Annotated in this window: 16 protein-coding genes and 1 pseudogene; 13 read left to right on the top strand and 4 right to left on the bottom strand. The window is 65.4% G+C overall.

Annotation, left to right across the window (positions count from 1 at the left end; genetic code table 11):
* The first annotated feature begins 60 nt into the window (after positions 1–60).
* A complete protein-coding gene (gene phnE, locus ACVWW3_RS28590; protein ID WP_456647894.1) occupies positions 61–945 on the top strand; it encodes a phosphonate ABC transporter, permease protein PhnE in 885 nt (294 codons plus the stop codon).
* Entirely contained in the window at positions 942–1,790 is an 849-nt protein-coding gene (gene phnE / locus ACVWW3_RS28585; protein ID WP_456647895.1) for a phosphonate ABC transporter, permease protein PhnE, read from the top strand. The genes phnE (ACVWW3_RS28590) and phnE (ACVWW3_RS28585) overlap by 4 nt, the downstream gene beginning before the upstream one ends.
* Before the next feature lie 32 nt (positions 1,791–1,822).
* Here the strand turns inward: phnE (ACVWW3_RS28585) and phnF are convergent, their stop codons facing one another.
* Positions 1,823–2,551, bottom strand: coding sequence for a phosphonate metabolism transcriptional regulator PhnF (phnF, locus tag ACVWW3_RS28580; RefSeq protein WP_247445293.1), 729 nt, complete (start codon positions 2,549–2,551; stop codon positions 1,823–1,825).
* Positions 2,552–2,670: 119 nt separating this feature from the next.
* On the opposite strand from phnF, the gene phnG reads away from it, so the two are divergent.
* From phnG to ACVWW3_RS28535, 9 genes and pseudogenes are all read left to right on the top strand, one after another.
* Positions 2,671–3,135 carry a phosphonate C-P lyase system protein PhnG gene (gene phnG, locus ACVWW3_RS28575; RefSeq protein ID WP_456647896.1) on the top strand — a complete coding sequence of 155 codons (465 nt, stop codon included), beginning with the start codon at positions 2,671–2,673 and terminating at the stop codon, positions 3,133–3,135.
* Positions 3,136–3,139: 4 nt separating this feature from the next.
* Positions 3,140–3,748 carry a phosphonate C-P lyase system protein PhnH gene (phnH, locus tag ACVWW3_RS28570; protein WP_456647897.1) on the top strand — a complete coding sequence of 203 codons (609 nt, stop codon included), beginning with the start codon at positions 3,140–3,142 and terminating at the stop codon, positions 3,746–3,748.
* Positions 3,749–3,752: 4 nt separating this feature from the next.
* Entirely contained in the window at positions 3,753–4,853 is a 1,101-nt protein-coding gene (locus ACVWW3_RS28565) for a carbon-phosphorus lyase complex subunit PhnI (RefSeq protein ID WP_456647898.1), read from the top strand.
* Positions 4,850–5,741 (top strand): annotated as a pseudogene (locus ACVWW3_RS28560) (alpha-D-ribose 1-methylphosphonate 5-phosphate C-P-lyase PhnJ). The gene ACVWW3_RS28565 and the pseudogene ACVWW3_RS28560 overlap by 4 nt, the downstream one beginning before the upstream one ends.
* Positions 5,734–6,531, top strand: a complete 798-nt coding sequence (gene phnK / locus ACVWW3_RS28555) for a phosphonate C-P lyase system protein PhnK (RefSeq protein ID WP_456647900.1) — start codon at positions 5,734–5,736, stop codon at positions 6,529–6,531. The pseudogene ACVWW3_RS28560 and the gene phnK overlap by 8 nt, the downstream one beginning before the upstream one ends.
* Positions 6,532–6,584: 53 nt before the next feature.
* Positions 6,585–7,283 carry a phosphonate C-P lyase system protein PhnL gene (gene phnL / locus ACVWW3_RS28550; RefSeq protein ID WP_456647901.1) on the top strand — a complete coding sequence of 233 codons (699 nt, stop codon included), beginning with the start codon at positions 6,585–6,587 and terminating at the stop codon, positions 7,281–7,283.
* Between the two features lie 12 nt (positions 7,284–7,295).
* Positions 7,296–8,453: an alpha-D-ribose 1-methylphosphonate 5-triphosphate diphosphatase gene (locus ACVWW3_RS28545; protein ID WP_456647902.1), complete on the top strand. Its 1,158-nt coding sequence runs from the start codon at positions 7,296–7,298 to the stop codon at positions 8,451–8,453.
* Entirely contained in the window at positions 8,450–9,040 is a 591-nt protein-coding gene (gene phnN, locus ACVWW3_RS28540) for a phosphonate metabolism protein/1,5-bisphosphokinase (PRPP-forming) PhnN (protein ID WP_456647903.1), read from the top strand. Before ACVWW3_RS28545 ends, phnN begins: the two co-directional genes overlap by 4 nt.
* 34 nt (positions 9,041–9,074) lie before the next feature.
* Positions 9,075–9,686 carry a pyridoxamine 5'-phosphate oxidase family protein gene (locus ACVWW3_RS28535; protein WP_456647904.1) on the top strand — a complete coding sequence of 204 codons (612 nt, stop codon included), beginning with the start codon at positions 9,075–9,077 and terminating at the stop codon, positions 9,684–9,686.
* Between the two features lie 285 nt (positions 9,687–9,971).
* On the opposite strand, the gene ACVWW3_RS28530 is transcribed toward ACVWW3_RS28535, so the two are convergent.
* Positions 9,972–10,703, bottom strand: coding sequence for an SDR family NAD(P)-dependent oxidoreductase (locus tag ACVWW3_RS28530; protein ID WP_456647905.1), 732 nt, complete (start codon positions 10,701–10,703; stop codon positions 9,972–9,974).
* Positions 10,704–11,094: 391 nt separating this feature from the next.
* On the opposite strand from ACVWW3_RS28530, the gene ACVWW3_RS28525 reads away from it, so the two are divergent.
* A complete protein-coding gene (locus ACVWW3_RS28525) occupies positions 11,095–11,316 on the top strand; it encodes a hypothetical protein (protein WP_247351482.1) in 222 nt (73 codons plus the stop codon).
* Between the two features lie 21 nt (positions 11,317–11,337).
* Entirely contained in the window at positions 11,338–12,285 is a 948-nt protein-coding gene (locus ACVWW3_RS28520; RefSeq protein WP_456647906.1) for an aliphatic sulfonate ABC transporter substrate-binding protein, read from the top strand.
* Positions 12,286–12,297: 12 nt separating this feature from the next.
* Here the strand turns inward: ACVWW3_RS28520 and ACVWW3_RS28515 are convergent, their stop codons facing one another.
* Positions 12,298–12,801, bottom strand: a complete 504-nt coding sequence (locus ACVWW3_RS28515; RefSeq protein WP_456647907.1) for a DUF6496 domain-containing protein — start codon at positions 12,799–12,801, stop codon at positions 12,298–12,300.
* Between the two features lie 68 nt (positions 12,802–12,869).
* Positions 12,870–13,652 (bottom strand): alpha/beta fold hydrolase, encoded by a 783-nt coding sequence (locus ACVWW3_RS28510; protein ID WP_456647908.1) that lies wholly within the window; start codon positions 13,650–13,652, stop codon positions 12,870–12,872.
* Between the last annotated feature and the right edge of the window lie 4 nt (positions 13,653–13,656).

The raw sequence follows: 13,656 nt of genomic DNA, 5'->3' as shown, positions 1-13,656 counted from the left end.
ATTGGAGCCGGGTCGATGGGCCCGGCTCTTTCTCTTTGATCGACCATTTTTCCTGGCCAGATGACCGTCGCGGTTTCGATCCTCCCCGAGCAGCAGCTCGCCGTGCTCAACGCCGCCTATCGCCAGGCGGTCGCGCGCAAGCGGCTCCGACTCCTGTTTGGAGCCGTGATCTTCGCCGCAGCACTGTTTCTTGCCGCGATCGGCGCGGAAGTGAACCTGCGCACCCTGTTCGCGCATTACGGCAATTTCCTCAGCTATTTCGACCGCATCTTCGCGCTCGACAATGGCCAGCGGGTTTGGACCGATGTCGGCGAGTGGCTGTGGGGCTGGCGCAAATGGCTGAGGATGCTCGGCGAGACGCTGTTGATCTCCTATGTAGGCACGCTGATCGGTGCAACGTTCGCTTTCGCGCTCAACTTCTTCGCGGCCGAAAACACCTCGCCGTCGCCCTGGCTGCGCTTCACGGTGCGCCGCCTGCTCGAATTCGCCCGCACCGTGCCCGGTATCGTCTTCGCGCTGATCTTCGTGATCGCCTTCGGGCTCGGGCCGATGGCCGGCGTGCTCGCGATCGCGATCCACTCCACAGGCGCGCTCGGAAAACTGTTCTCGGAGATCGTCGAGAACGCCGACATGAGGCCGGTCGAAGGCATCCGCTCGACCGGTGCGAGCTGGCTCTCCTGCATGCGCTTTGCCGTCGTGCCGCAGGTGACCGCGGGCTATGCCAGCTACGCGCTGCTGCGCTTCGAGGTCAATGTCCGGGAAGCCTCGGTGATGGGTTTCGTCGGCGCCGGCGGCATCGGCCAGGAGCTCGTCGTCGCCATCCGCAAGTTCTATTACTCGGACGTCAGCGCGATCCTGCTCACCATCATCGTCGCGGTCTTCGTCATCGACATCAGCACCGGCTGGCTGCGCGGCCGGCTGTTCGGCAGGGAGACGCGGACGTGACGGGGCGGCAGGAGATCGACACCGCAGCGCTTCGCGCGCGCTATCCTGAAATGTTCGACCGGCCGGCCTCCGCGCGGCTTGCGATGCCGGCGATGATCGTCGCGGCGTTCGCAATCCTGGTCTACGGCCTCGTCGATCTCGATTTCTCGCCGTCGCGGTTCTTCGCGGGCCTCAACCAGCTCGGCTGGATCAGCCTGATGATGATCCCGCCGGATCCCGGCTCGTCGCTGCCGATCTATCTGAAGGCGCTGGGCGAGACGCTGTCGATCGCGCTGCTCGGCACGACGCTTGCTGCCGTGTTCGCGCTTCCGGTCAGCCTGTTGGCCGCCCGCAACGTGGTGCCGTCGAGCATTCTGCGCTTCCCGGTGCGACGTTTCCTGGATTCGATCCGCGGCGTCGATACGCTGATCTGGGCGCTGGTGTGGATCAACGTGGTCGGGCTCGGCCCGTTTGCCGGCGTGCTCGCCATAGCGGTGTCCGATTTCGGCGCCTTCGGAAAACTGTTCTCGGAGGCGATCGAGGGCGCCGACCAGAAGCAGGTCGAAGGCATCCGCGCGTCCGGCGGCAGTGCGATGCACGAGATCCGTTTCGGTTTGTTGCCGCAGGTCCTGCCGGTCATCGCCGGCCAGGTACTCTATTTCATCGAGTCGAATACGCGCTCGGCCACCATCATCGGCATCGTCGGCGCCGGCGGCATCGGGCTCCAGCTTGCCGAGCAGATCCGGGTGCTGGAATGGCAGAAGGTGTCGTTCCTGATCCTGATGATTCTGGTCGCGGTCGCCGCGATCGATTTCGTCTCAAGCAAGCTGCGCTTCGCCATCATCGGGCGAAGGGCGGTGGCTTAATCGCAGACACCGTAGCGTCCATTTCATGGTTGCTACGACTCCACCAGAAACTCCACCCGCTCGGCGGCGAAGCGCGAATGCTTGGTGACCAGCGGCTTGCCGTCGAGGTCATGGTCGGTCGCGTCGACCACCAGGATCGGCCGTCCCAGCGCCAGATCGAGCCGTGCGGCGTCGGTTGCGTCGACGATGCCGGCGGTGATGCGGGTCGCGCCGCGCCGATAGTCGCGGACGCCGTAATGCTCGAGCAGTTTCGTCATCGAGCGCGTCGCGGCGAATACATTGCCCGCCCCCGGAAACAATTCCGCCGACAGCCAGGTGGTGGAGACGCAGATCGGCGTGCGGTCGGCGAGGCGCATCGCTTCGATCCGCACCAGTGGTGCGCCGGCCTTCAATCCAAGTTCCCGCGCGAGTTCGCGGGTCGCGGCATCATCGGACGCTTCGATCAACCGGCCATGCGGTTCGCGGCCATCCGCGCCGACGATCTCGGAGAAGCGGGTCCGCGAGCGCAGCGGATAGGCGAGCTTCTGCGCCTCGACATAGGTTCCGCTGCCGCGCTCCGCCCGCACGATGCCGCGCTCGGCAAGCGCGGCCAGCGCGCGCCGCACGGTGTGGCGGTTCACGCGATAGGTTTCGGCGATCTCCATCTCGCCCGGCAGCTTGTCGCCGGCCGCAAAGCGGCCGTCGGCAATGCCGCGCTCGATGCCGTCGGCAACGAGGCGCCACAACGCGACGCCCGAGGAGGCTGTGTCCTGAATGCTCATGTGGCCGGGAAGCTACTCCAGAAATCACGCCCTTGTCACGAAACAGTCATGGCGCTCCCGTATCAAGTTGTCTAGTATCATAGACAACTTGGATTCGACAAGTTCGGCAAACAGGTTCGGTGGATTTGGTGACCCAGCACAACAATCAGCAAGCCCGGCGCAAGGCCGCAATGGCCGTGCTGGCGCACGCGGAGGCGGGCGAGATCGCCGCCCGCCTCCGCGCTCTCGCCCTGCCGGCGTATCAGGATTTGCGTGCGCCGGAAAATGGCCTCGTCATGCTGCGGGGCCGGGTCGGCGGCGACGGTGCGCCGTTCAATCTCGGCGAAGCCACGGTGTCGCGCGCCGCGATCAGGCTCGCGAGCGGCGAGGTCGGCTTCGGTTACACGCTTGGTCGCGACGGTGAGAAGGCGCGGCTGATCGCGCTGTGCGATGCGCTGGTGCAGTCCAGCGATTTCGGCGGCGCGGTGGAGCGGGAAATTATCGCGCCGTTGCGTGAGCAGCTTATGGTCAGGCGTAAGCACGCGGCGGCCGAGACCGCCGCGACGAAGGTTGATTTCTACACCATGGTGCGCGGTGAAGGGTGAGATCATGACTACGATTACGGAACTGCCGCCGGGGTTCGCCGACAAGGTGCTGTCGGCGCAATCGACCTTTCGTTCGGTCATGGACGCGATGGCGCGGCCGGGGTCGGTCCAGCGCATCGTGCCGACATCAGGAGCGCCTCATATAATGATGCGCGGCACCGCGGCGATCGCGCTGACGCTGTTCGACCACGACACGCCGCTCTGGCTCGATGCGCGCATGTCGGAAAGCACCGACGTGACAAAATGGCTGAAGTTCCACACCGGCGCGCCGGTGGTGCAGGATTCCTCGATCGCAGGCTTCGCGCTGATCAGCGACGGCGGAGCACTGCCTTCGCTCGAGCGCTTCGCGCTCGGCACCAGCGAATATCCGGATCGTTCGACCACGTTGATCCTTCAGGTCGAGAGCCTAGACTCGGGGCGCAGCTTCGAGCTGCGCGGCCCCGGCATCAACGGTGTCGCGACGCTCCAGGCCTCGATCAGGCCGTTCGACCTGTTCGAGCGCCTGCGCGTCAATGAGACGCTGTTTCCGCGCGGCACCGATGTGGTGCTGGTCGCCGAGGACGCCGTGGTTGCGATCCCCCGCACCACGCGTGTCGTGAACAAAGGAAGCTAGCCGCATGTATGTCGCAGTCAAAGGCGGCGAACGCGCCATCGAGAACGCCCATCGCCTGCTCGCCAGTGCACGGCGCGGCGACCAAAGTGTTGCGGAAATTTCCCTCGACCAGATCTCGGAGCAGCTTGGCCTCGCCGTGGACCGCGTCATGAGCGAAGGCTCGCTCTATGACCGCGAGCTCGCGGCGCTCGCAATCAAGCAGGCGCGCGGCGATCTGATCGAGGCGATCTTCCTGGTCCGCGCCTTCCGCGCCACGCTGCCGCGCTTCGGCGCCAGCGAGCCGGTCGAGACCGGCGCGATGCGGGTGCAGCGGCGGGTGTCCTCGACGTTCAAGGACATTCCCGGCGGCCAGATCCTCGGCCCGACCTTCGATTATACCCACCGCCTGCTCGATCCCTCGCTCGCCGAAGGTTTTGTGCCGGAAGCGCCGGCGACGGCCGAAGCATCGACAGCGCCAACGCCGCGGGTGACCGACATTCTCGGCCGCGACGGCCTGATCGAATCCTCGCCGCAGGCCGAGGAAGGCGCCAGCGTCGGCGACCTCACCCGCGAGCCGCTGAACTTTCCCGCGGATCGTGACCTGCGCCTGCAGAACCTCGCGCGTGGCGACGAAGGTTTTCTGCTGGCGATGGGCTATTCCACCCAGCGCGGCTACGGCCGCAATCATCCCTTCGCCGGCGAGATCCGCTTCGGCGAGGTCGAGGTCGAATTCTCGGCGGAAGACGTCGGCTTCGCCGTGCCGCTCGGCTCGATCGAGCTGACCGAGTGCCAGATGGTCAACCAGTTCAAGGGCTCTGCGACGGAAGCGCCGTGCTTCACCCGCGGTTATGGCCTTGCCTTTGGCCAGAGCGAGCGCAAGACCATGTCGATGGCGCTGGTCGACCGCGCGTTGCGCGCGCGCGAACTCGACGAAGAGGCCCTCGCCCCGGCGCAAGATGAAGAATTCGTGATGTCGCATTCGGACAACGTCCAGGCGACCGGCTTCGTCGAGCATCTGAAGCTGCCGCATTATGTCGACTTCCAGTCCGAGCTCGGCCTGTTGCGCAAGCTGCGCCAGGAATTCGCCGATGCCAATGCCAACGCCATGAAGGAGGCCGCGGAATGAACGCGCCCGCCTACAATTTTGCCTATCTCGACGAACAGACCAAGCGGATGATTCGCCGCGCGATCCTCAAGGCGATCGCGATCCCGGGCTATCAGGTGCCGTTCGCCAGCCGTGAAATGCCGATGCCCTATGGCTGGGGTACCGGCGGCGTGCAGGTGACCGCTGCGATCCTCGGCCCCCAGGACGTGCTGAAGGTGATCGACCAGGGCTCCGACGACACCACCAATGCGATCTCGATCCGAAAGTTCTTTGCCAAGACCGCCGGCGTCGCCACGACCACAGGCGACGGAAGATGCAACCGTGATCCAGACCCGTCACCGCATCCCGGAGACGTCGCTGCACGAGAATCAGGTGCTGGTCTATCAGGTGCCGATTCCAGAGCCCTTACGTTTCCTCGAGCCGCGCGAGACCGAGACGAGGCGCATGCACGCGCTGGCCGAATACGGCTTGATGCATGTGAAGCTCTACGAGGACATCGCTCGCTTCGGCCACATCGCGACGGCTTACGCCTATCCCGTGAAGGTCAACGCGCGCTACGTGATGGACCCGTCGCCGACGCCGAAATTCGACAATCCCAAGATGGACAATTGCCCGGCGCTGCAACTGTTCGGCGCCGGCCGCGAGAAGCGCATCTATGCGATCCCGCCCTATACGCAGGTCGTGTCGCTTGACTTCGAAGACCATCCCTTCGAGCCGTATCGCTTCAACGCACCGTGCGCGCTGTGCGCGGCTGAAAAGTCCTATCTCGACGAGATCGTCACCGACGACAAGGGCGGGCGCATGTTCGTCTGCTCCGACACCGACTATTGCGAGGGCCGCCAGGCCGCGGGCCACCACGGCAGCCTGAGCGCCGCGCCGTACAAGGAGAAGGCGGGCTCACATGGTTGATCTCGATACGCTCGAAAACGACCAGCCGCTGCTGCTTGCCGAGTCCCTGAGCAAGTCCTACGGCCGCATCGCCGCGTGCCGCGATGTGTCGTTCTCGCTCTATCCCGGCGAAGTGCTGGCGATCGTCGGCGAATCCGGCTCGGGCAAGTCGACGCTGCTCCAGCTCCTGTCGGGTCAGCTCGCGGCCAGCGGTGGGCACGTCTCCTACCGGATGCGTGACGGGGTCACGCGCGATCTCGCGTCCCTGGGCGAGGCCGAGCGGCGCTTCCTGTTCCGCACCGATTGGGGTTTTGTGCACCAGGATCCCGCGCAGGGCCTGCGCATGGCGGTCTCGGCCGGCGCCAATGTCGGCGAGCGGCTGATGGCGGTGGGGTGGAATCATTACGGCCGCATCCGCGATACCGCGTCGGACTGGCTGACCCGCGTCGAGATCGACATCGCACGCATCGACGATGCGCCGCGCACTTATTCCGGCGGCATGCGCCAGCGTCTCCAGATCGCCCGCAACCTCGTCACCGAGCCGCGTCTCGTCTTCATGGACGAGCCGACCGGCGGGCTCGATGTTTCTGTCCAGGCCCGCCTGCTCGACCTCGTGCGCAGCCTGGTCGCCGAGCTTGGTCTCGCCGTCATCATCGTCACCCACGATCTCGCGGTCGCGCGCCTGCTGTCGCACCGCGTGATGGTGATGAAGGGCGGCCGCGTCATCGAGACCGGCCTCACCGACCAGGTGCTCGATGACCCACGGGAGCCCTATACCCAGCTCCTCGTCTCCTCGATTCTGCCGCCATGAGCTTTCCGAGATGAGCCTTTCCAGCATGAGCCCTTTCCAGCATGAGCCTTGCAATGACCGCCATGATTGACATCACTGATGCCAACAAGACCTTCACGATGCACCTGCAGGGCGGCATCGAGCTGCCTGTCGTCAGCGGCGTGACCTTCCACGTCAATCCCGGCGAATGCGTCGTGCTGTCGGGGCCGTCAGGCGCCGGAAAATCGTCGATCCTGAAGATGATCTTCGGCAATTATCGCTGCGACTCCGGCCGTATCGGCATCCGCCATCGCGGCGCGGTGATCGATCTCGCCACAGCCGAGCCGCGCCAGATCCTCAACGTCCGCCGCGCAACCATCGGCTATGTCAGCCAGTTCCTGCGCGCGGTGCCGCGCGTCGCGACCGTCGACGTGGTCGCCGAACCCCTGATCGTCAACGGCCTGGCGCGCGCGGAGGCGCAAGCCCGTGCCGGCCAATTGCTGCATCGTCTCAATATCCCCGAGCGGCTCTGGCAGCTTCCGCCGGCGACCTTCTCCGGCGGCGAGCAGCAGCGCGTCAACATCGCGCGCGGCTTCATCTCGGACCTGCCGATCCTGCTGCTCGACGAGCCCACCGCCTCGCTCGATGCCGCCAACCGCGCCGTCGTGGTCGAGCTGGTCGCCGAAAAGAAACGCCGGGGCGTCGCCATGGTCGCCATTGTCCATGACGACGAAATCCGTCATCTGATTGCCGACCGCATCGTTGACGTCACCAGCTTTGCCGCCGCCGCCTGAAGGAAGAGGGAAATGAAGGCCAAGCCGAACGACATCGTGATCGCCAACGCCAGGATCGTGCTGGCGGAACGGGTGATCGAGCAGGGCTGGCTCGCTCTCGCGGACGGACGCATTGCCGAGATCGGTGAGGGCAGGGCGCCCGCGGGCGCCGAGGATGCCGGCGGCGACCTCATCATGCCCGGCCTGATCGAGCTCCACACCGACCATCTCGAAGCGCATTACGTGCCGCGGCCAAAAGTGTTCTGGAATCCGGTTGCCGCCGTCGTCTCCTATGACGGCCAGCTCGCGACATCGGGCATCACCACGGTATTCGATTCGCTCCGGGTCTGGCGCGAGGACGGCGCCGAAGAAGCCGATGGCCGCGCCGGCGTGCTTGCCGCCGCGATCACGACCGCACGCGATGCCAAATTGCTGCGTGCCGACCACTTCCTGCATCTGCGCTGCGAAATCCCGATGCCGAGCGTGGTCGAGGAGGCCAAGGAGCTGATCGACCGTCCTGATGTCCGCTTGATGTCGCTGATGGACCACACGCCCGGCCAGCGCCAGTTTCGCGACGAGGTCAAGCTGCGTGACTATTATCGCGGCAAGGGTGGCGGCAAGACCGATGCCGAGCTCGACGAGCTGTTCGCGAAGCGCTTCGAATATCAGAAGCTTTATGCCGCGGCCAACATGCGTGAGATCGTGGCGCTGGCGCATGAGTACAAGATCCCGCTCGCCAGCCATGACGACACCACCGAGGAAAACGTCGCGGACGCCCTGCGCGATGGCGTTTCGGTCGCCGAGTTCCCGACCACGTTGGAGGCCGCGCGCAGCCTGCACCAGGCCGGCATCGACATCCTGATGGGCGCCCCGAACGTCGTGCGCGGCGGCTCGCACTCCGGCAACATCGCCGCGGTCGATCTCGCCCGCGAAGGCCTGCTCGATATTCTGTCGTCGGATTACATTCCCTCGAGCCTTCTGATGGCTGCGCTGCATTTGCCTGAGCACGTGCCCGCCATCAGCCTTTCGGCGGCGGTTCGCACCGTGACGAAGGCGCCTGCGGAAGCGGTTGGCCTCACCGATCGCGGCGAGGTCGCGATCGGCAAGCGCGCCGATCTGATCCGCGTGCACGTCGCGGGCAGTGTTCCCGTCGTCCGCAGCGTCTGGCGCGAAGGAAGCCGTGTCGCATGAGCGAGACTGTGACCATGGCGCAGGACGCGACAGGCGGAATTGGACCCGGGCGGCTCGTGCTCGTGGTCGGCCCCAGTGGCGCCGGCAAGGACACCCTGCTGCGGCTCGCGCAGGCGGCTTGTGTCGATGATCGCGACGTCGTCTTTCCGCGCCGTGTCGTGACGCGCGAATCCTCCGCTGACGAGGACAATGTCGCGGTGAGCGCCGACGAATTCCGGCGCGCGCGCGAGCACGGCGATTTTGCCGTGCATTGGGAGGCGCACGGGCATTCCTACGCTTTGCCGCTTGAGATCAACGACGATATCCGTGCCGGGCGCGCTGTCGTCATCAACGTTTCACGCACCGTCATTGGCGCACTGCGCCGAGCGTATGCAAACGTCGTCGTGGTCGCGATCACGGCGCCGCCGGATGTGCTGGCGCAGCGGCTTGCCGCCCGGGCGCGCATTAGCGATGGCAACGTCGCGGAAAGGCTGTCGCGCAGCGTCGACGCGTCGGGCAATGCCGATGTCACCATCCTCAACGCGGGCAGCGCCGAATATCACAGCCGCCATCTCGTGCGCGTGATCAGGAATGAAGGCTGGCACTAATACTAATAATGGCCGGCGCAACAGGGAGAACGGAATGTCGGTGATCGAAACGGTCGAGCAGCTGGAGGCCATCTACGGCGTCACCAACGATGCCTCGACCGTGAAAGTCGCCGACCACGTCACCCCGCTCTATCGAGTCTTCATCGAAAAGGCGCCGTTCGCCGCGCTTGCCACCATCGGACCCGAGGGCATCGACTGCTCGCCGCGCGGCGATCTCTCCGGCTTCGTCCGCATTCATGACCCGAAGACGCTGATGCTGCCGGATCGCCGCGGCAACAATCGCGTCGATTCCCTGCGCAACATCGTGCGCGACCCGCGGGTGTCGCTGATGTTCCTGATCCCCGGCTCCGGCAATGCGGTTCGAGCCAACGGCCGGGCGCATCTTTCCATCGATCCCGAATTGCTCGCCTCGTTCAAGGTCGAAGGCAAGGCGCCGCGTAGTGTCATGGTGATGACGGTCGACGAAATCTACTTCCAGTGCGCCCGCGCCATCGTCCGCTCCGACCTCTGGAATCCGGACAAGCGCGTCGACCCCAAGACGCTGCCGACACCGGGCCAGATCCTCGCCGAGATGAGCGAGAACAAGGTCGGCGGCGCGGAGTATGATCGCATCTGGCCGGAGCGGGCTGCGGCTACGATGTGGTAACGCCCTCTCGTCTTCCTCGTCCCGCTCGTGCGGGGAGAGGGCGGGGTGAGGGGCTCTGAGGTCGCGGGACGTGCTCGGCCTGCATGGTTCGAGACGCCCGCTTTGGCGGGCTCCTCACCATGAGGATCATCTCGCCGCGAAACGCGACCTCATCCTGAGGGCCCGCCGTGAGGCGGGCGTCTCGAAGGATGGCCGCAGGCGAGCTCCCCGCCACGTTTTTCTTCATATGCGATAGCCCCGTCCTGGAGGAGAGAGTGAAGGGGGAGCTCGCTGCGAGTGCTGCCCCTAATTGAACGCCATGCCGCCGCTGAGCGCGACCGTCTGCCCGGTCATGTAGGCGTTGTCGACCAGAAGCATCACGGCCTTCGCTACTTCTTCCGCCGTGCCGAAGCGGCCGAGCGGAATGCGGCTGACGAGCTGCGGCTGGCCACTCATCATGTCGGTCTCGATCAGCGACGGCGCCACCGCGTTGACGGTGACGCCTTCCTTCACCAGCCGCGCCGCATAGCCGCGCGTCAGGCCCTCCAGGCCGGCCTTGGACGCGTTGTAGTGCGGTCCGATCGCGCCGGCGCCGCGCGCGGCACCGGAGGAGATGTTGACGATGCGGCCCCATTTCTTCGCGCGCATCGTCGGCAGCACCGCCTGCGTGCACAGGAAGACGGATTTCAGGTTGACCAGGATCGTCCGGTCGAAATCGTCCTCGGTGAGATCGTCGATGCCGCGCGTGATGGCGATACCTGCATTGTTGACGAGGATGTCGATGGGGCCGAGCCCGGCCATGACGCGGTCGACCATCGCGGTCACGGCCTCGCGCTGCGATACGTCCGCAGCGACGGCGATGGCGCAGCCGCCGCGCTTGCCGATCTCATCCGCCAGTTGCTCGGCCTGCCCGATCCGCTCGCGGCAGTTGATCGCCACGGCCGCGCCGGCTTCGGCCAGCGCGCGGCAGACGGCAGCGCCGATTCCGCGCGAGCCCCCGGTGACGAGCGCGGTGCGTCCCTTCAGAACCTCCGCCATGATCGGGCCTCCCTGTCAGCTGTTGCTTATGGAGCGGACAGTACCATGGCCGGCCGCGCACCGGCGTTGAACTCATCGCGAGATAAATTCGTTTGCCTGCGCTCGCACCGGGAGAAGTGCCGATGCGCGCCGGTGGCAAATATGGATACCCATTTCATTGACCGAACGCGTCAATCCCTCGATATTCGCAGCATCGAAACTGCTCCTTGAGCCGAAGCCGCCACATGAGAACCGATCACCAGCGCAACAATAACGACATGCATGCGTGCATGACGCGGCGCTGTTTCTCGGCGGCAACCGGCGCCTGTTGTTGCTGCTGAGCGCCGCCTCACAGCACCTCACGCAGCAAATCGCAAGACAGGAACGCCGAGACCCCGGCGAGCGAGCAGTCATGTCCCAACAGCAGTCCAACGCCTACATCATCGAAATCCACGACCGCGCCGCCGGCATCGTCACGCGAGACGCGCGCGGCTTCCGTTTCTTCTCCTCCGAGCGGCTGTTCGACAGTCTCGAAGGTCGCCAGTTCCGCTCGGCGCGCGAAGCCGAGCGTGCTGCCCGTGCGGTGTTCTCCGAACGAAGCCGGCGCGCGAATTCCCAATTTTTCGCCAACTGATCCCACCGAAAGGGCCACGTCATGATCAATCGACGACACATTCTCGCAACGACGCTTCTGCTCGCGACCGCCTTGGCCGCACAGGCACGCGCTGAGGACAAGCCGGTCGAAATCCGCATCGGTACGCAGAAGGGCGGCTTCTTCCCTGCGGTTCGCCAACGTCAAACGCTCGAAAGCGCCTTCAAGCCGCTCGGCATCGAGATCAAGTGGATCGACTTCCAGTTCGGCCCGCCGCTGCTGGAGGCCATCAATGTCGGGAGCGTCGATTTCGGCTTTGTCGGCGATACGCCGCCGATCTTCGCGCAAGCCGGCGGCGCCAGGATCCGCTATGTCGCGGCCGTGAAGTCCGACGGCGACAATCAAGCGATCATCGTGCCGAAGGATTCGCCGATCAAGACGCTGGCGGACCTCAAGGGCAAGCGCATCGCCTTCGGCAAAGGATCGAGCGCACACAATCTCCTGGTCGTGGCGCTCGAAAAGGGAGGCCTGTCCTGGTCCGATATCACCCCGGCGCCGCTCGCGCCGGCCGATGCGACGGCGGCCTTCGTCAAGGGCTCGGTCGATGCCTGGTCGATCTGGGATCCTTATCTGGCGCTCGCCGAATTGAAGGAGAACGCTCGGGTTCTCGTCTTCGACAAGGATGTGCACAAGCCGAACGCCTACTACATCGCCAACACCGATTTCGTTGAGAAGTATCCCTCGTTGGTCGCAAAGCTCAATACGGCCTTTGCGTCTGAAGGCGTGTGGGCGGAGTCGCATCACGAGGAGGTCGCAAAGGCACAGGCCGAGGCGACCGGCGTCGAAGCGGTCCGCCGCTTCGTCAATCGCTCCACCTATCGCGTGGTGCCGCTCGACGCCGAGGTGACCAAGAGCCAGCAGGCGGTCGCCGACCGTTTTGCAAAGCTTGGCCTGATTCCGAAGCCGGTCAACGTGTCCGACATCGTCTGGAAGTGGACGCCGGGTTCCTGAGCGAAACGAGACTCAACTCCGGCGGCGCACCCTGGTGCGTGCCGCCTTCTTTGCGGCGGCTGAGCGGACGTTGGCGCCCTTGGTGCGGCTCGCCTTGCGCGCCGCGGCCGAACGCGACGCAGCCGTTCGCCGGCCCGCGGCACGCTTGCCCTGCTTCGACAATGCACTGCGCGATGCGGTCGAGCGCGGCTCCTTTTTCAAAACCTCCTCGACGGCCCGCGACACCCGCGGCCGGCGCTTCGGAGTGCGCTTGCCCTGGCCGACCTCATAGGCATATTTGGCGCTGCGGCGCGTCGCCTTCTTGACGCGTCCCTTTCGCGGCGGCGGCAGATCGACGCCGGCGCGGCGTGCCTCGGACAGACCGATGGCGACAGCCTGCCGCGTCGAGCGCGCACCATGCTTGCCCTTGCGGATCTTGTCGATCTCGTCCTTGACGAATTCGCCGGCCTGCGTGCTTGCCGATTTGCCGGCACGCTTGTCTTGTCTGGCTTTGCGGATGACTTCCTGTCTTGGCATAGGTTCAGTTCCCTCTGGATTTCACAGGGATGTCTGACCGCAACGCGCAAGATGGACGATTGATCCTTTCAGTTCCTGAGCGCAGCCAGCAGTTCATCCGGGCGTTCGGCCATGATCATGTGGCCCGCGCCCGGTACCACGATTGTCTTCGCATGCGGGATCGCGGCCGCGAGTGCCTTGCCGGCCTTCACCGGTGTCATCATGTCTCGCTCGCCGAGGATGAGTGTGACTGGCACCTTCACGCTCGCGGCAGCGGTGAGCGCATTCGCGTAAGCATTGCAGGCGGACAAATCCCTGAACAGCACGCCCGGCTCGCAAGTCTTGAGCACGGCCTGCGCGCCGCCATGCATCCACAGGCCCGGTGCGAGGCTGCCGCCGAGCTCGGCGTTGAAGCCGAGGCCCCAGATCGAGACCATGTCGAGCGCGTCCCGGTCGTTGGCCTCGGCCGCCTTCAGCAGATCCGGGCCGACCGTCATGGTCGCGGCCGTGCCGATCAGGCTCAGTGCGGAGACCTTGTCCGGGTGACGCGCCGCCGTCTCCAGCGAGATCAACGATCCCATGGAATGGCCGATCAGATGCGCCTTCGTAACTTCGGCCGCATCGAGCAGCGCGGCCGTCCAGTCGGCCATCTCGGCGATGCTGCCAAGCGAAGGCCCGGACGAGCGGCCGTGACCGGGCATATCAGGCGCCAGCACGGCAAAACCGTGATGGGCGAACCAGCGCGTGTGCAGCGCCCAGGTCGAACGATCGAAGCCGGCGCCATGGAGGAAGACGACCGCAGGCAGGGATCTGTCGAAGTCGCGGCCGCCGGTTGCGACAAGCACCTCGGCGCCGTTGACGGAGAGCTTCATGGTG

The organism is Bradyrhizobium sp. LM2.9 (assembly GCF_054056555.1).
The sequence above is the reverse complement of the archived record's forward strand: the minus strand, read 5'-3'. Positions and strand labels throughout refer to the sequence as shown.